This window comes from Bradyrhizobium sp. LA6.8, assembly GCF_040547935.1.
Taxonomy (GTDB): Bacteria; Pseudomonadota; Alphaproteobacteria; order Rhizobiales; family Xanthobacteraceae; genus Bradyrhizobium; species Bradyrhizobium barranii.
Genome location: NZ_JBEPQQ010000006.1, coordinates 225,416 through 242,424, shown reverse-complemented (window position 1 = coordinate 242,424; position 17,009 = coordinate 225,416). Strand labels below are relative to the sequence as shown.

Below are 17,009 nucleotides of genomic sequence, written 5' to 3'. Positions count from 1 at the left end.
AATTGCCGGGCCGGCAACAATTGCCGGGGCATCGGGTCATTCCGGGGCGGCCCGCAGCACCGAACTCAGGTGCGCAATTGCGCACCTGAGAAGCTCGAGATTCCGGATTCGATGCTCACGCATCGCTTCGGAATGTCTCCAGCGAGACCTACGTTGCCGACGCGGCGGCCGGGTGGAAGACCAGCCCGAAACCGTCGATGCAATAGCGCAATCCGGTCGGCTTCGGACCGTCGTCGAAGACGTGGCCGAGATGGCCGCCGCAGCGCCGGCAATGCACTTCGGTGCGCACCATGCCGAAGGTGCGATCCTCGGTCTTGCCGACATTGCCTTCGATCGGCTGGTAGAAGCTCGGCCAACCCGTGCCGCTCTCGAACTTGGTCTCGGACGAGAACAGCGGCAGGTCGCAGCCGGCGCAGGCGAAGATGCCCTTGCGGTGTTCCTTGAGCAGCGGGCTGGAGCCTGGCCTCTCGGTGCCCTCCTTACGGAGGATTTCATATTGCTGCGGCGTGAGCTGGGCGCGCCACTCGGCGTCCGTCTTCTCGATCTCGAATTTTTGCGCGGCCTTCTCTCCAGCCTCGGCGGGCGTTCCTCTCAACCAGCGGAAGGCCGAAAGGCCGAACAGGCCGGCAACAGTTGTCAGCAGGATGCGGCGGTCAAACATCTGATTCTCCGTGCGCGGGGGAGTCCACGCTCTGAGATACGGGCTCTAACGGCCGACGTTACACGTCCGGGCGGGTTTTTCTCAACTTATCGCGAGACACCCTGGTCCTACGAGGCCGGTTCCACATCCTCGGCCACAGGTTTCGGCGGAGGGGCCGGCTGCGGCCGGACGCTGGGCGGCGGACGGCGAGGACCAGTGCCGGCGGCCCGGTTGGCTTCAGCGAGGCGCGCCTCGCGTTCCCAGTCCTTGACTCGGGCACGCTCGCGGTAGCGGGCGAGAGAGCCTGCGGCGGCGGAACTTGCCCTGCCCCAGACTCCCACCAATTGGCCCGCGCCCCGTCCGGTCGTGCCGCCCGCCCAGACCAGCTCGAATGGCGAGAACAGCTTCCAGCGGTCGTCACCCCACAAAATGCTGCGCGCGATCAGCTGTCCGGCCATGGCCGAGGTGTTCATGCCCTGGCGGCCGAACCCGCTCGCCACCCACAGGCCTTTGCGCAACTGGCCGATCTGCGGCATGCCGTGCACGGTCTGGCCGGTGACACCGCCGAACATGTCGGTAATCTCGACATCGCCGAACTGGGGGAAAATCGATCTGATCCGCCGCCTGACCGCGCCCGCAAAGCGCTGCGGACGCGCGGCCCAGGTGGTCTCGGGGCTTTCCCACATCAGCCGGTCGCCGTCGACGACACGGAAATGGTCGATCCCGTCGGAATCCATCACCGATCCCTTGAACGCCACGATCTCGTGCACGCGCTCGCCGAGCGGCGCGGTAATCCCGGCATAGCGCCAGACCGGCAGCAGCGTCTCCGACAGGCGCTTCAAGGGCGCGCCGAGGTGGATGTTGCCGGCGAGCACGATGTGGGTGGCGCGCAGCCGCGCCGAGGGTGTGACGATGCGCTTGCGGATGCCGGAATGATCGATGCTGACGACCGGCGTATCCTCGAATATGCGCGCTCCCGCTCGCCGCGCCAGCGCCGCGAGGCCGTGCACATATTTGCGGCCGTCAACCTGGAACGCCCGGGGATAATAGACGCCGTGGAAGTAACGGTCGGTCTTGAGCGCCTCGCGGACGCGATCCACCTGCCAGCCCTCGACCTCCGTGTCGAAATCCTCGTGGAGCATCTGCAACCGGCTGATCAGCCGGTCGCCGGCATCGACGTTGGAGACCTCCAGCACGCCATCGCTCGGGCCAATGCCGGGCATGTTCTCTTCGGTGGCGTTGGCCCGGACGAACTCGGCGCCCTCCTTCGCCAGCGTCCACAATTCGCGCGCGTCCTCGAAGCCGATGCGCTCGATCAGATCGGCGAGCGGCAGCGCAAAGCCCGGCATCACGGTGCCGAGCTGGTTTCCGGAGGCGTTCCAGCCGACATGGCGGCCCTCGAGCACCGCGACGCTGGCTCCGAGCCGGGCTGCCTCCAGCGCGATGGAGAGCCCGGCAAGCCCGGCCCCGATCACGCAGATGTCGGCGTCGAGATCAAACGACAGTCGCGTACGTTCACGAAAGCCGGCTTCTTCCTGGGACACGCTTGTGAAAGTCTCGCTCATGTCGTTTCCTTAAAGGACCGATCGGGCCCTTGTCACCTTGTCCTCAACCGGCGCCTGTAGATTATTCTGGACGCGTAACGATTCGAGAATGCCATGCGCCGTTTGATGCTGCTGCGTCACGCCAAGACCGAGACTGACGCGCCGAGCGGCCGTGACCAGGATCGTCGCCTCGACGACCGCGGCCACAAGGATGCCGCGCAGATCGGGGATTGGCTCGCCACCCATCCCCCCTTCCCCAAGGCCGTGCTGGTGTCGCACGCCGTCCGGGCCCGGCAGACCTGGGACATTGCCTGGGAGACGATGAAGGACCGCGTCGCAGCGCCGCAGGTGGAGGTCCTGCCCGAACTCTACGGCGCCGATCCCGCCCAGATCCTGGAATCCATTCGCACTGCAACCGTTCCGGCCAACCCGAAGCAGTTGCTGCTGGTGGGCCACAATCCCGGCATGCACGAGGCCGCGCTGATGCTGATGGGCGGCGGCGATCCGGCCGGCGCCAAGGCGCTCGCTCACAATCTGCCCACGTCGGGGCTTGCGGTCTTCGACTTTGACGTCAAGGATTGGGGTGACGTGGCCTACCGCCGCGGCAAACTGGTGCTGTTCGTCAGCCCCAAGCTGCTTCGATCGGGTTGAGACGCGCGGGGCGCGCCGTCTCGACCGGTTGATCCTAGCTTGGTCAATTGGGAGGCGCAGATGTTCAAGTCCATCCTCGTGCCCATCGACCTCGCCGACACCGATCTGGCCAAGCCGGCGCTCGCGACCGCGATAACGCTGTCGCAGACCTGGAGCGGATCGATACGACTGCTCAACGTGCTGCCGATGACGCCGGTGATGCTCGCCGAATACGTCCCGGCCGATTTCGACGAGCAGCAGCGCCAGACCTCCGAGGAAGCGCTCGCCATCGTCGCGCGGGAGTCAGGCATCGAGACGGGGCGCATTTCCAGCGTGGTGCGACAGGGCGGCATCTATCATGAGATCCTGGAGGAGGCCATGCACATGAAGGCCGACCTGATCGTGATGACCTCGCACCGGCCGGCGATGCGCACCTATTTCCTCGGCTCCAATGCCGGGCACGTCGTGCGCTACGCCAAGTGCTCGGTGCTGGTGGTCAGGCACTGAGCTCCACAACAAACGCTGTCATTGCGAACGCAGCGAAGCAATCCAGAGTCTTTCCGCGGTGGCAGTCTGGATTGCTTCGCTCCGCTCGCAATGACGACGCGGAGGCATTGTCACCACGCCCGGACTTGCGGGCGTGGCGGCCGAATGAACTCACAGATACCGCGTCAGCTCGGCCTTGAACTGCCCGTAGACGGCGTCCTCGATCTGGCTGCGCGTGATCCCGATGTCGCGCAAGGCGTGGTCGTCGAGCTCGTTCAGCGTCTTGACGGCAGAGCGGCGCTCCAGGCGATCGAACAGCGCATGGGCGGCGTTGGCGAGCGTGCTGAAAAATCCGCCCGACGAGGATGGGCGTAAACTCCGCCCGGCAGTTTGCGAGATCGTGGTCATTTTTCTTCTCCGGCCTATTGTCCGCGCAGCGAAGCAGGTGCCGTTGGCGCGGACGCTGTGAGCGCCTGCACCTCATTTGCCATCGGATTGCTCTCGCTCTCCTCGGCTCAATCGCGGAACTTGATGGAACTTAAATGCTCCAGTACACTACTCGGAGCAAGTAAAACATTGCTCTCGGTGCAATAATGTCCAAGTTCGAATACGTGAAGCTTGCCGATGCCATTGCGGCCGATATCACTAAAGGCACGTTAAGGCCCGGCGACCGGCTGCCGCCACAGCGCAACTTTGCCTATGACCGCGGCATCGCGGTCTCGACCGCGAGCCGGGTTTATACGGAGTTGCTTCGCCGCGGGCTTGTCGTCGGCGAGGTCGGCCGCGGCACCTTCATCTCCGGCGACATCAAGCGCGAGGTCGAGGCGTTGAGCGAGCCGCGCGACGCGCGGATCGATTTCGAGGTCAATTATCCGTTATTGCCGCAGCAATGGGCCATGATCGCCAAGAGCCTTGCCGGGCTCGAGCGCGTCGACGCGCTCGAATCCGCCCTGCGCGTCTCGACCAGCACCGGCACCAAGAGCGCGCGCAATGCGGCCGTCGCCTATCTCGCGCGCAAGGATTTCACGCCGCAGGCCGAGCAGATCGTCTTCACCGCCAACGGCAAGCAGTCGCTCGCCGCCGCGCTCGCCGCCCTCGTTCCCACCGGCGGCCGCTGCGGCGTCGAGGCGCTGACCTACCCTTACGTCAAGAGCATCGCCGCGCGGCTCGGCGTGACGCTGGTCCCGATTCCGATGGACGAATACGGCGCGAGGCCCGATGCGATCCAGAAGGCGCATCGCGAAGCGCATCTGTCGGCGCTGTATCTCCAGCCCATCATCCAGAACCCGCTCGGCGTCACGATGAACGCGACGCGGCGCGCCGACATCATGCGCGTCGCCGAGAAGCTCGATCTCACCATCATCGAGGACGCCGTCTACGGCTTCCTCGCCGACGACACGCCGCTGGCAGCGCTCGGGCCGGACCGTTGCATCGTGATCGACAGCCTGTCCAAGAAGGTCGCACCGGGCCTCGCGCTCGGCATCCTCGTCACCCCGCCGCATCTGCGCGAGAGCGTGATGAGCGCAGTCCGGACCGGCGGCTGGATCGCCTCGGGCCACGCGCTGGCGTCCGGGCAGCGGCTGATGGCCGACGGCACCGTCGCCGAGCTGACGCGGCTGAAACGGATCGACGCTGCGCGCCGGCAGCAGACCGCGGCAAGGCTGCTTGCCGGCTACCAGATCGCGGCCGACGCCCGCTCCTATCATTTGTGGCTGACGCTGCCACCACACTGGCGCTCGCAGACCTTCGTCGCCGCAGCAGCCCGGCGCGGCATCGCACTGACGCCATCCTCGACGTTTGCAATTGCCCACGGACATGCACCGAACGCGGTGCGGCTCGCGCTCGCCCCGCCCTCGCTCGAGCAGCTCGATTCCGGCCTGCGCACGCTCGTGTCGCTGCTCGGCACCAAGGAAGAGGATTTCGAATCGACGGAGTAAGCCAGAGCGTTGCGAGCGAAGTGATACCGGTTCGAAAACGCGTCACGACAAAGATCCGGCCCTTCGCTGCTCAGGCCGCCGGCCATTCCGCGATAAAGCCTTTCGCTTTGTACGGCTCGATCTTGTCCCATTCGTGCAGGACACGCCGGCGAAACTCGACATCGGTGTGCCAGAGCGCGCGCGGCGTCGCAAAGCTGTCGACGGTGAGCAGCATCTTCTCGGCTTCAGGCCAGTGCCGGTGCAGCGTCATCGGGTAGCGGCGCGCCGTCCAGGTGTTGCCGAGGCAGATCACGCTCCGGATGTTTCGCAGTCCAAGCGCTGCATCAACGATCGGCAGCGAGAAGATCACGTTCTCGCCGGTGTTCATTGCGCGATGTTCCTCGAGGATGAGGTCCGCCGGAATGCCGGCCGCGACCATCGCTGCCTTGATGATGGTGCACTCAGATTGCTCCGAGCCCGGCGTCACACCACCGCTGACAATCGACCAGCGGAAAAGGCCCTCGCGCCACAGCCTCGCGGCGGTGTCGGCGCGCAAGCCAACGTCCTCGCGGGTGCCGAACATGAACAACAGATCGGCCGGCCGCAGCGGCGTATCGATCAGATGCGTGCGGTTGATTTCGACGATCTCATCCGCTGTAGGCTGGCGCCTGTTGCGATCCATGGTTGGCATTACAGCACGATGCGACACCGGCGCAGGAGCGCGAAGTCACGTTTGATTGCGGCCGATTGCACCTAAGGCAGCAACGCCCTCGGCACACGATCAAAACTGTAGCTGTGCGGCTGGTTGCGCCGCACGAAGCCGCCGACCTGCCAGGCGAACAGCGCGGCAAAGCCGATGATGAACAGGGCGCCGGCGAACTCCCCGATCATGAGCGCGCGGATCAGAAGCCCCGTCATCGCCACCGTCAGCACCGCCAGGAAGGCCAGCACCGCCGCATAAGTCTTGCGGCCGAGGCCTGCGGTCAATTCGGCGCGGCTGCCGGCTTGCGCCATCCGCGCGTGCAATTCCATGATGAAATCGCGAAAACCGTTGTCCTGCGGCGCCATCAGCGCCGCGGTCTGCCAGCTCGTCGACAGGATCCTGATGCGGCCGCCGCCGGTGTGGCTGACATCGGCGCGAAAGCGGTGCTGCTGCATCGACACCGGGCGAAACGACAGCCGGATCGCCGAGATCTCGTCATAGCGCCACAGGCCGGAGCGGCCGGCGATGTGCCAGGACAGGCCCTCGTCCGTCAGATCGAAACGATGCGCCGAGCCGATCAGCGACGCCTTGTAGGCGTAGCTCGTGACCGACGGGCCTTGCGCTCCCGAAACCTGCATCCCCACAATCAATCCCGTCTGCGCAATCCCGCCTGCGATCGGCTTGCGCGATCGCCCTCGCCCATCCTACAAGCGGGGCATGGCTGAGACGACCTTTTTTCCGCGCCGCCTGATTCTCGGCGCCGCCGTGATCTCCGGCGTGCTGCTCGCGCTCGCGGTGCACATGCTGGGCGCGCGCTACGGGCTCGACCTCGGCGGGCTCTGGCATTCCGACTCGCATGAATTCATACCCGCGGGCGCAGCGATCGCCTGGTGGTTGATTGCCACGGTCGGTTTCTCCGGCGGCTATTTCACGGCGACATTGATGCAGAGCGCCGTCTCCGGGCAGATCCCGCAGCGGATGCGGCAGTTCCTGATCGCGGTCGGCGTGCTGCTGCTTGCCGGTGCGGGCCAGGTGGCCTCGGCGCCGAGCCCGATCCCGTCCGTCTCGGGCGTGCTCGCCGGGCTCGCCGCGCTATGTCTTGGCGCCGTGATGGCGTTTTGCGGCGCGCACTTCGCGCTGCGCCGCGGCTAGACATCAGGCCGAGGCGAGCAGCCGCGGCCGGTTCAGCATCAACGCGACATCGGATGCGGGCCGCGGCTTGCTGAAAAGATAGCCCTGCGCCTGGGTGCAGCCCTCGCGCCGCAGCAGCTCGAGCTGCGCGTCGTTCTCGACGCCTTCCGCCGTGGTGACGATGCCGAGGCTGCGCCCGAGGCCGGTCACGGCGCGGATGATCGCCATGGAATCCTCGCGCGTCGCAAGCTCCGACACGAAGGAGCGGTCGATCTTGATCTTGTCGAACGGGAAGCTGCGCAGGTAGCTCAGCGACGAATAGCCGGTGCCGAAATCGTCGAGCGAGATCCGCACGCCCATGGCGCGCAGCTCGTGCAGGGTGGTCAGCGTCGCCTCGCTGTTCTGGAGCAGCACCGATTCGGTGATCTCGAGCTCGAGCCGCCGCGCTGCGAGCCCTGAGGCGGCCAGCGCATCGGTCACGGATGCGATCAGGTTCTGACTCTTGAACTGCACCGGCGACAGGTTGACGGCGACATCGACATCGTCCGGCCAGGTGGCGGCGTCACTGCAGGCGCTGCGCAGCACGAACTCGCCGAGCTGGACGATGAGGCCGGTCTCCTCGGCCACCGGAATGAAGTTGATGGGGGCGATCAGGCCGCGCTGCGGATGGTTCCAGCGCAACAGCGCCTCGAAGGCGACGACGCGACCGCTGGCGACGTCGCGGATCGGCTGGTAGTACGCCTCGAACTCGTCGCGCAGCAACGCCGCCCGCAAGTCCATCTCCAGCAGCCGCCGCGCCTGCGCGCGCGCATCCATGCCGGTCTCGAAGAAGCGATAGGTGCCGCGGCCGTCCGCCTTGGCGCGGTACAGCGCGAGGTCGGCGTTCTTCAACAGCTCGTCCGGATTATCGCTGTCCTGCGGCGACAGCGAGATGCCGATCGAGACGCCGATCACGATCTGATGGTCGTCGATCTCATAAGGCGCAGAGATCACCTCGACGAGGCGGCCGGCAAGGGCTCGCGCCGCGGCTTCCTCGGAGCGCCCGATCTGGACCACGGCGAACTCGTCGCCACCGAGCCGCGCCACGGTGTCGCTCGCGCCGACAGTGGCCTTCAGCCTGCGACCGACTTCCTTGAGCAACGCATCGCCGATGGGATGGCCGAGCGAGTCGTTGATGTCCTTGAAGTGATCGAGATCGAGGCACAGCACCGCGAGCTGGTCGCCCGACTTCGCCCGGCCCAGTCCCTGCTCGAGCTGCTCGTGGAACAGCACGCGGTTCGGCAGATTGGTCAGCGCGTCATGGCGCGCCATGTGCGAGATCTTGGCCTGCGCCTCCAGCCATTCGGTGATGTCCTCGAAAGTCGCGACCCAGCCGCCACCCTGCATCGGCTGGTTGACGACGCGGATGGAGCGACCGAACCGGGTGACGACCTGGCTGGTCGTGCGGCCCTCGCGCGCGTCGGCCACGAGGCGCGCGAAGAATTCGCCCGCATCGCCCTGCCACTGGCCCTTGGCCTGCTCTTCCCGCAACACGTCGACGAGCAGGCGGCCGGCGAGCAGAATGTCGGTGCGGCCGAGCAACGCTGCGTAGCGCTCGTTGAAGAGCTGGATCTTGCCGTCCGCATCGAACATGCACAGTCCCTGCGACATGTTCTCGAGCGCGGTATCCAGCACGACCTGCTGGCGTCCCAGTTCGCCCTTGGCGCGGCGGTCGAGCAGAGCCGCCGCGAGCGCGATCGCGATGATCGCAGCGGCGGCGCTGGCGGTGAGGATGGACAATGAGGCCGGCGGGATCGACAGGCCGCTGATCACGACCGCAGGATCCGGCGTCAGCTCCACGGCGCCCATGGCGGTGAAATGATGCGAGACGATGGCAAGCGTCAGCAGCACCGTCGCGCCGAGCGCGCCCGCAAGGCTGTCGCGCCGGCCCGCAACCACCAGGGCAAGCGACCCGAGAACGATGCCGAGCACGATCGAGACCGTCACTGTGCCGGTCGTCCAGCCGATGTGCGCGGGAATTTCGAGCGCCATCATGCCGGTGTAATGCATGGCGGCAACGCCGCCACCAACGACGGCGCCGCCGAGCGCAACCAGGCCCGCCCGCGTCACCGACACCGAGATGCTCAGCCCGATGAAGGTGACCGCGATCGCGAAGATCAGCGACAGGACCGTCAACGGAATGTTGTAAGCGCCGCCCGCACCAGGACCGTAAGCCTGCATCGCGATGAAATGGGTTGCCCAGATGCCGCCGCCGGCGACGACGGCATCAAGCGCGACCCACGATACGCGAGCTCCCCCGCGCGCCGCACGCGCGCGGTGGAACAGGCTGATCGCCGCCGCGCTGGCGAGCAGACACACCGCTCCGCCGAGTGCGACCAGACGCCAATCATGCTGATCCGTCAGGCAGTAAAGAACTTGATACATTGCCGGCCCCTATTCCAGCCGCACTAGAGCCGGCAGAGATGGACAGTCGGTAACCGGCTATGTGCCGGTTTCGGGAATGGTGAACAGAGAATGTGTGGGATCGCTCACATTGAGTGCCCTTACGTCCTTGCGTCAGGTGCATTTGCGCCGAGGCCGATCACGGCGGCGGCGAGCAGCAGGACGGCCGCCGATATGATTAGCGACTGGTGAAGGCCCATCATGAATGCACTGTCCGAGGCCACCAGCGAGCCGAACAGCGCGACGCCGAGCACGCTGCCGGTCTGCCGCGTCGCGTTCAGGACGCCGGCGGCGATGCCGGAGCGCGCCTTGTCGACGCTGCCGAGCAAGGTGGAGGTCAGCGGCGGCACCAGCAGGCCAAGTCCACCGCTGATCGCGATCATCTGCGCAAAGATCGCCCAGTAGCTGGTCCCGGCTTCGGTCCAGAGCAGCCCGAGACAGCCGAGCGCCGAGATACAGGCGCCGACCACGATGGTCGGGCACGAGCCGATGCGCTCGGCCACACGCGGCGCCAGCAGGTTGACGGGCAGCACCGCCCCCATCATCGGCACGAAGGCGAGCCCGGTCCACCAGGCCGACAGCCCGTTGATCCTCTGGAAATACAGGCTCAGCACGAAGATCAGGCCGTAGATCGCGATGTTGACGAGGAGGCCGACGATCGTGGTCAGGGTAAACAGCCGGTGACCGAACAGCGACAGCGGCAGCATCGGCTGCACGGTGCGGCTCTCGCGCCAGACGAAGAGCACCGCGAATGCGGCTGAGGCGACGAATGCTGCGATCACGGCTGGATGGCTCCAGCCGAGCGCGCCAGCTTCGATGATCGCGCCGGCAAGCGTGCCCAACGCGGCGATCGCGGCGAGCTGGCCGGGCAGATCGATCTCGCGCGCGCGCGACCGCGTGGTCTCGCTGGCGTAGCGCCAGCTCAGCCACAAGCCGGTAAGACCGATCGGCAGATTGACCAGGAAGATCGCGCGCCAGCCGACCAGCGTGATCAGCGCGCCGCCGACGAAGGGACCGGCAGTCAGTGCCAGGCTCGCTCCGGCGGCCCAGACCGCCACGGCGCGGCCACGCTCGCGGGCGTCCACATAGGCATGATTGAGCAGCGCCAGGGAATTCGGCACCAGGATCGCCGCCGCCAGCCCCTGGACCAGCCGCGCTGCGATCAGCACGGCCGCATTGGGCGACATCGCGCAGGCGAGCGAGGCTGCGGTGAAGATGGCGAACCCCGCCATGAAGATGCGCTTGGCGCCGATGCGGTCGCCGAGCGCACCGGCGGTCAGAATGAAAGCGGCAAAGGCGATGGTGTAGGCGCTGACCACCCATTGCAGCTCGGCGACGCCGCCGCCGAGCGATTTGCCCATCGCATCCAGCGCGGTGTTGACGATGGTGACGTCGAGCTGGACCACGCCATAGCCGAGGCTCATCGCGGCAAGCGTGAGGGAGGTTGCAAGGCGCGAGCCGGCACGCTGCGCACTGGCTCCGCCGTCGAGAGGTTCATATTTGATGGTGCTGGCTCGCATGTTGCCGCCTCGGTTGCAGCCCCATGCGAAACATACGCTTCCAGCCCGCCGTCATGCTTCGACAATGACCGAATGATGGATGCGTCATACGCGAGCGCCGCGCGGGATGACCGCGCGACGCCTTGCGCAGCAACGCCGGCCCTAGCTCGCCGCGCGCAGGTTGACCTTGCTCTCGGCGAGCGTGGTCAGCTTCCTGTCGGTCGCCTTCTCTTCTTCCAGCGTCTTGGCGAGCACAGTGGCGCAGTCGTTGCGGCCGAGCTGCCTAGCCCAGGCGATCAGGCTGCCGTAGCGGACGATCTCGTAATGCTCCGCGGCCTGGGCCGCATTGATCAGGGCGGCGTCCAGCACCGCCTTGTCGGCGACTTCACCGGCGGTCTCGTCGGCCTCCTCGATGATGCCGTCGATCGCCGGGCAGTCGACCGCCTTTACCTGCGTGCCGTGCATCTTGAATACTTCCTCGAGCCGCTTGACGTGCTGCCTGGTTTCTTCGAGGTGCGTCAAAAAGCCCTGCTTCAGCTGCGGATCGGTGGCCTTATCTGCCATTTTCGGCAGCGCCTTGGTGAGCTGCTGCTCGGCGTAATAGATGTCCTGAAGCTGGTGCACGAACAGGTCGTTCATGGTCTTGATGTCTTTTGTGAACAGTCCCATCGTTCCGATCCTCGCAGTTTCGGGAACACGGAGGCGTCGGCTCGCACGAAAAGCCGATGATTCCGCCGTGTTCGATTGCTGATGGAGCGCTAACCGGCGCACGGTACCGACGTTCCCAAAAAGCTCGCATCGCTTGCGTTGGAACAATGCCGACTGCGGGCGGACACGAAATCATGTCAAGATGCGGACGCGCGTTCCAGGCAGGTGCCCCGACTCATATGCTTAACGCGCGCCCGATATGAACCACATATGACAAAAGCGGCGGTCCACCGCAGAACCTATCGGTCGAACGCAGAACCTATCGTTGTCAAGGGCTGCACAAGTCGCTGTTTTTGCCTTAAATGAGCTACATCATGCCTAGCGGTCGAAGCCCATTTCGGGCAGTGATCGCACCCGACCGGCCAATGTCTGGCCGATCGGTCTTGCCCCCCGCCGGGAGGATGAATGCACGGACTGCTGCCCGCGCTGAAGCGCGGCTTCAAGAGATGGATCGGCTGGCGACGGCTCGGTGTTGCTGCGAGCGTCTTCATCATCGCCTTCGCGATCACCACGCTTGCGCGCACTCTCAAGGACATCGATACCGGCGTCATCCTGACCGCGTTGACCGAGATTCCCCGCGGGAATATCGGGCTGGCGGCGATCTGCGTCGTCTTCGCGTTCTGTACGCTGACCTTCTACGACTATTTTGCACTGCGAACGATCGGCAAGAAGCATGTGCCCTATCGCATCGCAGCACTCTCCAGCTTCACGTCCTATTCGATCGGCCACAACATCGGCGCCACCGTTTTTACCGGCGGCGCGATCCGCTTCCGGATCTATTCGGACTACGGGCTGAACGCGATCGACGTCGCGAAGATCTGTTTCCTGTCGGGCCTGACCTTCTGGCTCGGTAACATCTTCGTGCTCTCGATCGGCATGGTCATCCATCCGGATGCCGCCTCATCGATGGATCAACTGCCGTCGTCGATCAACCGGCTGATCGGGCTCGGCGGCCTCGCCTCGATCGGCGCCTATCTGGTCTGGCTCTGCATGGGCGAGAAGCGCCGCGAGCTCGGCCAGAAGGGCTGGAAGGTGGTGCTGCCCTCGGCGCCGCTGACGCTGGTCCAGATCCTGATCGGCGTGGTCGATCTCGGCTTCTGCGCCACGGCGATGTACCTGCTGATGCCGGCCAATCCGTCGATCGACTTCATGTCGCTGGCGGTGGTGTTCATCCTGGCGACGCTGATCGGCTTTGCCAGCCACGCGCCCGGCTCGATCGGCGTGTTCGATGTCGCCATGCTGGTCGCGCTGCCCGAATTCGGCCGCGAGCAGCTTCTGGCGACCCTGCTGGTCTTCCGCATTCTCTATTTCGTGATCCCGTTCGGCCTCGCCATCTCCATCATGGGCGCGCGCGAGCTCTGGATGAACGTGGTCGAGCCCTGGCAGGAGCGGCGGCGGCTGGCCGAGGCCTGCGCGCAAGGCAACCTACCCAAGCAGGTAGCAGCGATGGAACGCGAGCGGTCGTTGCGACAGGCCAGCAAGCGGTAAGGCGGGCGGGCGACCGTCAGACAGAGGTTGCGGGCGGGGCAGCAATGCTCTCTTATTTCCGCCTCAACTTTGCCGTTGAACACGCGGGCCATGATCCCTTTTTCCTTTCGTACCCTTCCCGCGGGCCTCCTGCTGCTTGCCGGGATTCTGACGTCTTTGCCGCTCGAGCGCGCCGCCGCGCAGGACGCCGGTGCGATGCAGATATCCTGGGAGGTGCGCAACCGCTTCCGCCTGTTCCGCGAGGAGCGCGACTTCCTGCTTCATGTCGAGAACGCGCGTAACCGCAGCATCCTCGCCGCCGAGCAGTCGCTGGAGCTCCAGAGCGAGGGCCGCGGCTGGGCCCGCAACATGGTCAACCGGCTCTGCATCGACCTCCAAGGCCGGGTCAACCAGCCCTGCACCCGCGACAACGTCAAAGAGAATTACCTCACCCCGACCGATCATCCGGTGACCGTGCGCCTGACCGGCGCAGTGCCGGTCGGCGCCACCTGCGCCTGGTCGTTCGACGACGGCGACGGGCCGCAGACCTCGACTTTCGATTGCGCCGAGCCGATCAACCTGCGCGTCCGCTACGGCAAGCAGACGGTCGCGAGCGTCGACGTCTCCTCCGGCTCCGATCCGACCCAGCGCGTCCAGGCCGAGATCCAGGTCCGCGACATCTTCGTCGCCGGGCTCGGCGACAGCATCGCCTCCGGCGAAGGCAATCCCGACCGGCCGCTGGCGCTGTCGGACGACGGCTTCTGCTTCCGCTCCTATCTCGGTACCGCCGGTGCGCAATACTACCGGCCGAGCCGTGCCGGCTATAAAGGTGGCCGCGCCTGCGAAGCACCCGACACGCTCGCCAACTGGCAGCATTACGGCGCGCTCTGGTTCAACTCGCCCTGCCACCGCTCGCTCTACAGCTACCAGGCCCGCACGGCTCTCGCGCTCGCGGTGCGCTACACCCACATCGCGGTGACCTTTCTGCCACTCGCCTGCACCGGCGCCAGCATCGGCGACGGTCTGCTGGGCTCGCAGCGCGCCCGCGAATGCCCGCCCGGCAAGACGGGCGTCTGCAACACCAGCGTGAACGCCCAGGTCGCCGAGCTGCGCGAGGCGCTCACCGCGGCGAAAAAGCGCCAGCCGGACCGCACGCTCGATCTCGTGCTGCTCTCGGTCGGCGCGAACGACGTCTATTTCTCCGGCCTCGTCGCCGACGTCATCGTCGACACCGCGACTGAGCGCGCGCTGTTCCGCCGTTCCGGCGTGATGGCGAGCGTCGACGATTCCCGCGATGCACTGGCGCGCGAGCTGCCGCAGAATTTCGCCAAGCTGCGCGAGGCGCTGAAGCCGCTCGTCGGCGGCGACCTCTCGCACGTGGTCTATGTCTCCTACGCCAATCCCGCGCTCGCCGATGGCGGCGTGCCCTGCCGCGGCGGCCGCGCCGGGTTCGACATCCATCCGTCCTTCAACGCCGATCCGCAGCGCCTCGCTCGCGTGTCGACCTTCGTCGACACCGAATTCCTGCCGCAGCTGAAGGGGCTCGCCACCTGCACGCGCGGCGCACTGTGCCGCGATCCCGAAGCCGATCGCATGACCTTCGTGGACTCGCACCAGGCAGTGTTCGCCGATCACGGCTTCTGCGCCCATGCGGGCAACGATCCCGAATTCGACCGCACGTGTTTCGCCGAGAACGGCCAGAGCTTCAATCCCGATATCGTGAGCGCGGCGAGCCAGCCGATGCTGTGCGGCCGCGGCGCCTCGGAGTATCGCGCCTACCTGCCGCGCGCGCGCTGGATCCGCGATGCCAATGACAGCTATTTTGCCGCGATGACCTATCCGCAAGGCCTGCCGGCGGCGAGCCAGCCGACCGACATCCACGACGCCACCTGGGGCGTGCTCTCCGCCGTCTACGGCGGCGCCGTGCATCCAAGCGCGGAAGGCCACGCCGCGATGGCGGACGCCGCACTGCCGGCCGCGAGCAGCGTGCTCGGCCTCGATGCCGTGCCGCCCGGCGTGACACGCGGACTGTTGGCGCCGCTGCTGGGCACGCAGCAATAGCACGACACTGCTCCCACATACTCGGTGTCATCGCCCGGCGAAAGCGGGCGATCCAGTACTCCGTGACAGCGGTGATTGAATCGAGAGGCTGCGGCGTACTGGATTCCCCGCTTTCGCGGGGAATGACAGTGGTGTGCGGAGCACGACCTCGCGCATCACGATCGCACATTCTCGTCACCTCGTGATCGTTCCCCGCACCTGCCGTTCCATCGATCCAAAAACGGCATCGATCGATACTCCCTTGAACTTGGACACTTTGCCGCGCGCGCCTCTAGGAGTCGCAGTGAGGAAACATTTCGAGTTCTAAGGAGGCGCGTGATGAGCGCAGTGGTGTCGTCCGCAGCGGACGTGAGGAGGTCTCGCGTCAGGCTGTTCATCGTGACCATGTTGTTCCTGGTCACGACCGTGAACTATGCCGACCGCGCCACGCTGTCGATCGCGGGCCCCGCGCTCTCGAAGGAGCTTCATCTCGATCCCGTCGCCATGGGCTGGATCTTCTCGGCCTTCGGCTGGTCCTATGTCGCGGCGCAGGTGCCGGGCGGCTGGCTGCTCGACCGCTACGGCTCGCGCCTCGTCTATGCCTTCAGCATCATCGTCTGGTCGCTGTTCACGATGATGCAGGGCTGGGTCGGCTTCCTCAGCGCCGGCGCTGCCATCATCGTGCTGTTCGCGCTTCGCCTCCTCGTCGGCGTCGCGGAAGCGCCGTCCTTCCCCGCCAACGCCCGCATCGTCGCCGCCTGGTTTCCCGGCAATGAGCGCGGCACCGCATCGGCCTTCTTCAATTCGGGACAGTATTTCGCCACCGTGATCTTCGCGCCGCTGATGGGCTGGATCGCGCATGATTACGGCTGGCGCTTCGTGTTCTTCGTGATGGGTGGGCTCGGCGTCATCATGGGCCTGGTCTGGATCAAGACCGTCTACGGCCCGAAGGAGCATCCCGGCATCAACGAGGCCGAGTTCGACTACATCAAGGAAGGCGGCGCGCTGGTCGATCTCGATGCGCCCAAAAACGATCTGATGCAGGAGCGTGCGCCCGAGTCCGGCTCCGGGTGGGATCACATCCGCCAGTTGCTCTCCAACCGCATGATGCTCGGCGTCTATCTCGGCCAGTATTGCATCAACACGCTGACCTATTTCTTCCTGACCTGGTTCCCGGTCTACCTCGTCAAGGAGCGCGGCCTGTCGATCCTGCAAGCTGGCTTCGTCGCGACGCTGCCGGCGCTGTGCGGCTTCATCGGCGGCGTGCTCGGCGGCGTCATCTCCGACGCCATTCTGCGCAAGACCGGCTCACTGACGATGGCGCGCAAGATCCCGATCGTCGGCGGCATGCTGCTGTCGATGTCGATCATCGCCTGCAACTATGTCGACGGACAGGCGCTTGTGGTCGGTTTCATGGCGCTCGCCTTCTTCGGCAAGGGCATCGGCGCGCTCGGCTGGGCGGTCGTCTCCGACACCTCGCCCAAGGAAGCCGGCGGCGTCTCCGGCGGCCTGTTCAACACCTTCGGCAACCTCTCCTCGATCAGCACCCCGATCGTGATCGGCTACATCCTGGCCGCGACCGGCTCATTCAACGGCGCACTGCTGTTCGTCGGCGCCAATGCGCTGGTGGCCGCGTTCGCCTATCTCGTGGTGGTCGGCAAGATCGAGCGGGTGGTGCTCAAACGTTCCTCCTGAGGGCTCCCACGGGAGCTTGACCAGGCAACTCAACGGCGGCTCCTCAGCCGCCGTCTTTGTTTTGGGGATGATCGATGCTAGAAGCGCCGGGGAAACGCCTTATCCATC

General features: G+C 65.8%; 15 protein-coding genes. 7 read left to right on the top strand and 8 right to left on the bottom strand.

Translation table 11 applies throughout. The features are described 5' to 3' along the window. Window positions 1-148: 148 nt before the first annotated feature. The gene (gene msrB, locus ABIA90_RS27570; protein WP_071912177.1) at window positions 149-661 is read right to left on the bottom strand and encodes a peptide-methionine (R)-S-oxide reductase MsrB; all 513 of its coding nucleotides are present in this window, start codon (window positions 659-661) and stop codon (window positions 149-151) included. 107 nt (window positions 662-768) lie between these two features. After that, on the bottom strand, window positions 769-2,205 hold the full coding sequence (locus ABIA90_RS27565; protein ID WP_354120673.1) for an NAD(P)/FAD-dependent oxidoreductase: 1,437 nt from the start codon (window positions 2,203-2,205) through the stop codon (window positions 769-771). Window positions 2,206-2,298: 93 nt separating this feature from the next. On the opposite strand from ABIA90_RS27565, the gene ABIA90_RS27560 reads away from it, so the two are divergent. Both ABIA90_RS27560 and ABIA90_RS27555 read left to right on the top strand, forming a co-directional pair. Next, a complete protein-coding gene (locus tag ABIA90_RS27560) occupies window positions 2,299-2,835 on the top strand; it encodes a SixA phosphatase family protein (protein ID WP_354097383.1) in 537 nt (178 codons plus the stop codon). Window positions 2,836-2,895: 60 nt separating this feature from the next. Next, complete coding sequence (locus ABIA90_RS27555; RefSeq protein ID WP_071917342.1) at window positions 2,896-3,321, top strand: universal stress protein; 426 nt, start codon at window positions 2,896-2,898, stop codon at window positions 3,319-3,321. A gap of 150 nt (window positions 3,322-3,471) precedes the next feature. Here the strand turns inward: ABIA90_RS27555 and ABIA90_RS27550 are convergent, their stop codons facing one another. Beyond that, window positions 3,472-3,708, bottom strand: a complete 237-nt coding sequence (locus tag ABIA90_RS27550; protein ID WP_038933822.1) for a DUF1127 domain-containing protein — start codon at window positions 3,706-3,708, stop codon at window positions 3,472-3,474. 185 nt (window positions 3,709-3,893) lie between these two features. Between ABIA90_RS27550 and ABIA90_RS27545 the strand changes: the two genes are divergently transcribed. Then, window positions 3,894-5,237, top strand: a complete 1,344-nt coding sequence (locus ABIA90_RS27545; protein ID WP_354120674.1) for an aminotransferase-like domain-containing protein — start codon at window positions 3,894-3,896, stop codon at window positions 5,235-5,237. Between the two features lie 70 nt (window positions 5,238-5,307). Here the strand turns inward: ABIA90_RS27545 and ABIA90_RS27540 are convergent, their stop codons facing one another. Both ABIA90_RS27540 and ABIA90_RS27535 read right to left on the bottom strand, forming a co-directional pair. Then, the gene (locus tag ABIA90_RS27540) at window positions 5,308-5,907 is read right to left on the bottom strand and encodes a YdcF family protein (RefSeq protein WP_354120675.1); all 600 of its coding nucleotides are present in this window, start codon (window positions 5,905-5,907) and stop codon (window positions 5,308-5,310) included. Between the two features lie 62 nt (window positions 5,908-5,969). Then, the gene (locus ABIA90_RS27535) at window positions 5,970-6,557 is read right to left on the bottom strand and encodes a hypothetical protein (RefSeq protein ID WP_354120676.1); all 588 of its coding nucleotides are present in this window, start codon (window positions 6,555-6,557) and stop codon (window positions 5,970-5,972) included. A gap of 79 nt (window positions 6,558-6,636) precedes the next feature. Here ABIA90_RS27535 and ABIA90_RS27530 point away from each other — a divergent pair, with 79 nt between their 5' ends. Beyond that, window positions 6,637-7,071 carry a hypothetical protein gene (locus tag ABIA90_RS27530; protein WP_166090408.1) on the top strand — a complete coding sequence of 145 codons (435 nt, stop codon included), beginning with the start codon at window positions 6,637-6,639 and terminating at the stop codon, window positions 7,069-7,071. A 3-nt stretch (window positions 7,072-7,074) separates the two neighbouring features. On the opposite strand, the gene ABIA90_RS27525 is transcribed toward ABIA90_RS27530, so the two are convergent. The 3 genes from ABIA90_RS27525 to ABIA90_RS27515 form a co-directional block, all read right to left on the bottom strand. Further along, a complete protein-coding gene (locus ABIA90_RS27525; RefSeq protein WP_354120677.1) occupies window positions 7,075-9,474 on the bottom strand; it encodes a bifunctional diguanylate cyclase/phosphodiesterase in 2,400 nt (799 codons plus the stop codon). 119 nt (window positions 9,475-9,593) lie between these two features. Further along, window positions 9,594-11,012, bottom strand: a complete 1,419-nt coding sequence (locus ABIA90_RS27520) for an MFS transporter (RefSeq protein ID WP_354120678.1) — start codon at window positions 11,010-11,012, stop codon at window positions 9,594-9,596. A 141-nt stretch (window positions 11,013-11,153) separates the two neighbouring features. Then, a complete protein-coding gene (locus ABIA90_RS27515; RefSeq protein ID WP_354120679.1) occupies window positions 11,154-11,660 on the bottom strand; it encodes a YciE/YciF ferroxidase family protein in 507 nt (168 codons plus the stop codon). 444 nt (window positions 11,661-12,104) lie between these two features. Here ABIA90_RS27515 and ABIA90_RS27510 point away from each other — a divergent pair, with 444 nt between their 5' ends. The 3 genes from ABIA90_RS27510 to ABIA90_RS27500 all read left to right on the top strand — a co-directional run bounded on the left by ABIA90_RS27510 (window position 12,105) and on the right by ABIA90_RS27500 (window position 16,901). Beyond that, window positions 12,105-13,187, top strand: coding sequence for a lysylphosphatidylglycerol synthase transmembrane domain-containing protein (locus ABIA90_RS27510; protein ID WP_063982249.1), 1,083 nt, complete (start codon window positions 12,105-12,107; stop codon window positions 13,185-13,187). Between the two features lie 90 nt (window positions 13,188-13,277). Continuing rightward, window positions 13,278-15,227, top strand: a complete 1,950-nt coding sequence (locus tag ABIA90_RS27505; protein ID WP_354120680.1) for an SGNH/GDSL hydrolase family protein — start codon at window positions 13,278-13,280, stop codon at window positions 15,225-15,227. A 318-nt stretch (window positions 15,228-15,545) separates the two neighbouring features. Further along, the gene (locus ABIA90_RS27500; protein ID WP_166342637.1) at window positions 15,546-16,901 is read left to right on the top strand and encodes an MFS transporter; all 1,356 of its coding nucleotides are present in this window, start codon (window positions 15,546-15,548) and stop codon (window positions 16,899-16,901) included. Window positions 16,902-17,009: the final 108 nt, after the last annotated feature.

Coding starts and splice junctions, on each gene's coding strand:
- ABIA90_RS27555 (WP_071917342.1), top strand. CDS start 2,896: ATGTTCAAGTCCATCCTCGTGCCCATCGACCTCGCCGACACCGATCTG.
- ABIA90_RS27550 (WP_038933822.1), bottom strand. CDS start 3,708: ATGACCACGATCTCGCAAACTGCCGGGCGGAGTTTACGCCCATCCTCG.
- ABIA90_RS27560 (WP_354097383.1), top strand. CDS start 2,299: ATGCGCCGTTTGATGCTGCTGCGTCACGCCAAGACCGAGACTGACGCG.
- ABIA90_RS27535 (WP_354120676.1), bottom strand. CDS start 6,557: ATGCAGGTTTCGGGAGCGCAAGGCCCGTCGGTCACGAGCTACGCCTAC.
- ABIA90_RS27510 (WP_063982249.1), top strand. CDS start 12,105: ATGCACGGACTGCTGCCCGCGCTGAAGCGCGGCTTCAAGAGATGGATC.
- ABIA90_RS27545 (WP_354120674.1), top strand. CDS start 3,894: ATGTCCAAGTTCGAATACGTGAAGCTTGCCGATGCCATTGCGGCCGAT.
- ABIA90_RS27505 (WP_354120680.1), top strand. CDS start 13,278: ATGATCCCTTTTTCCTTTCGTACCCTTCCCGCGGGCCTCCTGCTGCTT.
- msrB (WP_071912177.1), bottom strand. CDS start 661: ATGTTTGACCGCCGCATCCTGCTGACAACTGTTGCCGGCCTGTTCGGC.
- ABIA90_RS27525 (WP_354120677.1), bottom strand. CDS start 9,474: ATGTATCAAGTTCTTTACTGCCTGACGGATCAGCATGATTGGCGTCTG.
- ABIA90_RS27520 (WP_354120678.1), bottom strand. CDS start 11,012: ATGCGAGCCAGCACCATCAAATATGAACCTCTCGACGGCGGAGCCAGT.
- ABIA90_RS27530 (WP_166090408.1), top strand. CDS start 6,637: ATGGCTGAGACGACCTTTTTTCCGCGCCGCCTGATTCTCGGCGCCGCC.
- ABIA90_RS27540 (WP_354120675.1), bottom strand. CDS start 5,907: ATGCCAACCATGGATCGCAACAGGCGCCAGCCTACAGCGGATGAGATC.
- ABIA90_RS27500 (WP_166342637.1), top strand. CDS start 15,546: ATGAGCGCAGTGGTGTCGTCCGCAGCGGACGTGAGGAGGTCTCGCGTC.
- ABIA90_RS27565 (WP_354120673.1), bottom strand. CDS start 2,205: ATGAGCGAGACTTTCACAAGCGTGTCCCAGGAAGAAGCCGGCTTTCGT.
- ABIA90_RS27515 (WP_354120679.1), bottom strand. CDS start 11,660: ATGGGACTGTTCACAAAAGACATCAAGACCATGAACGACCTGTTCGTG.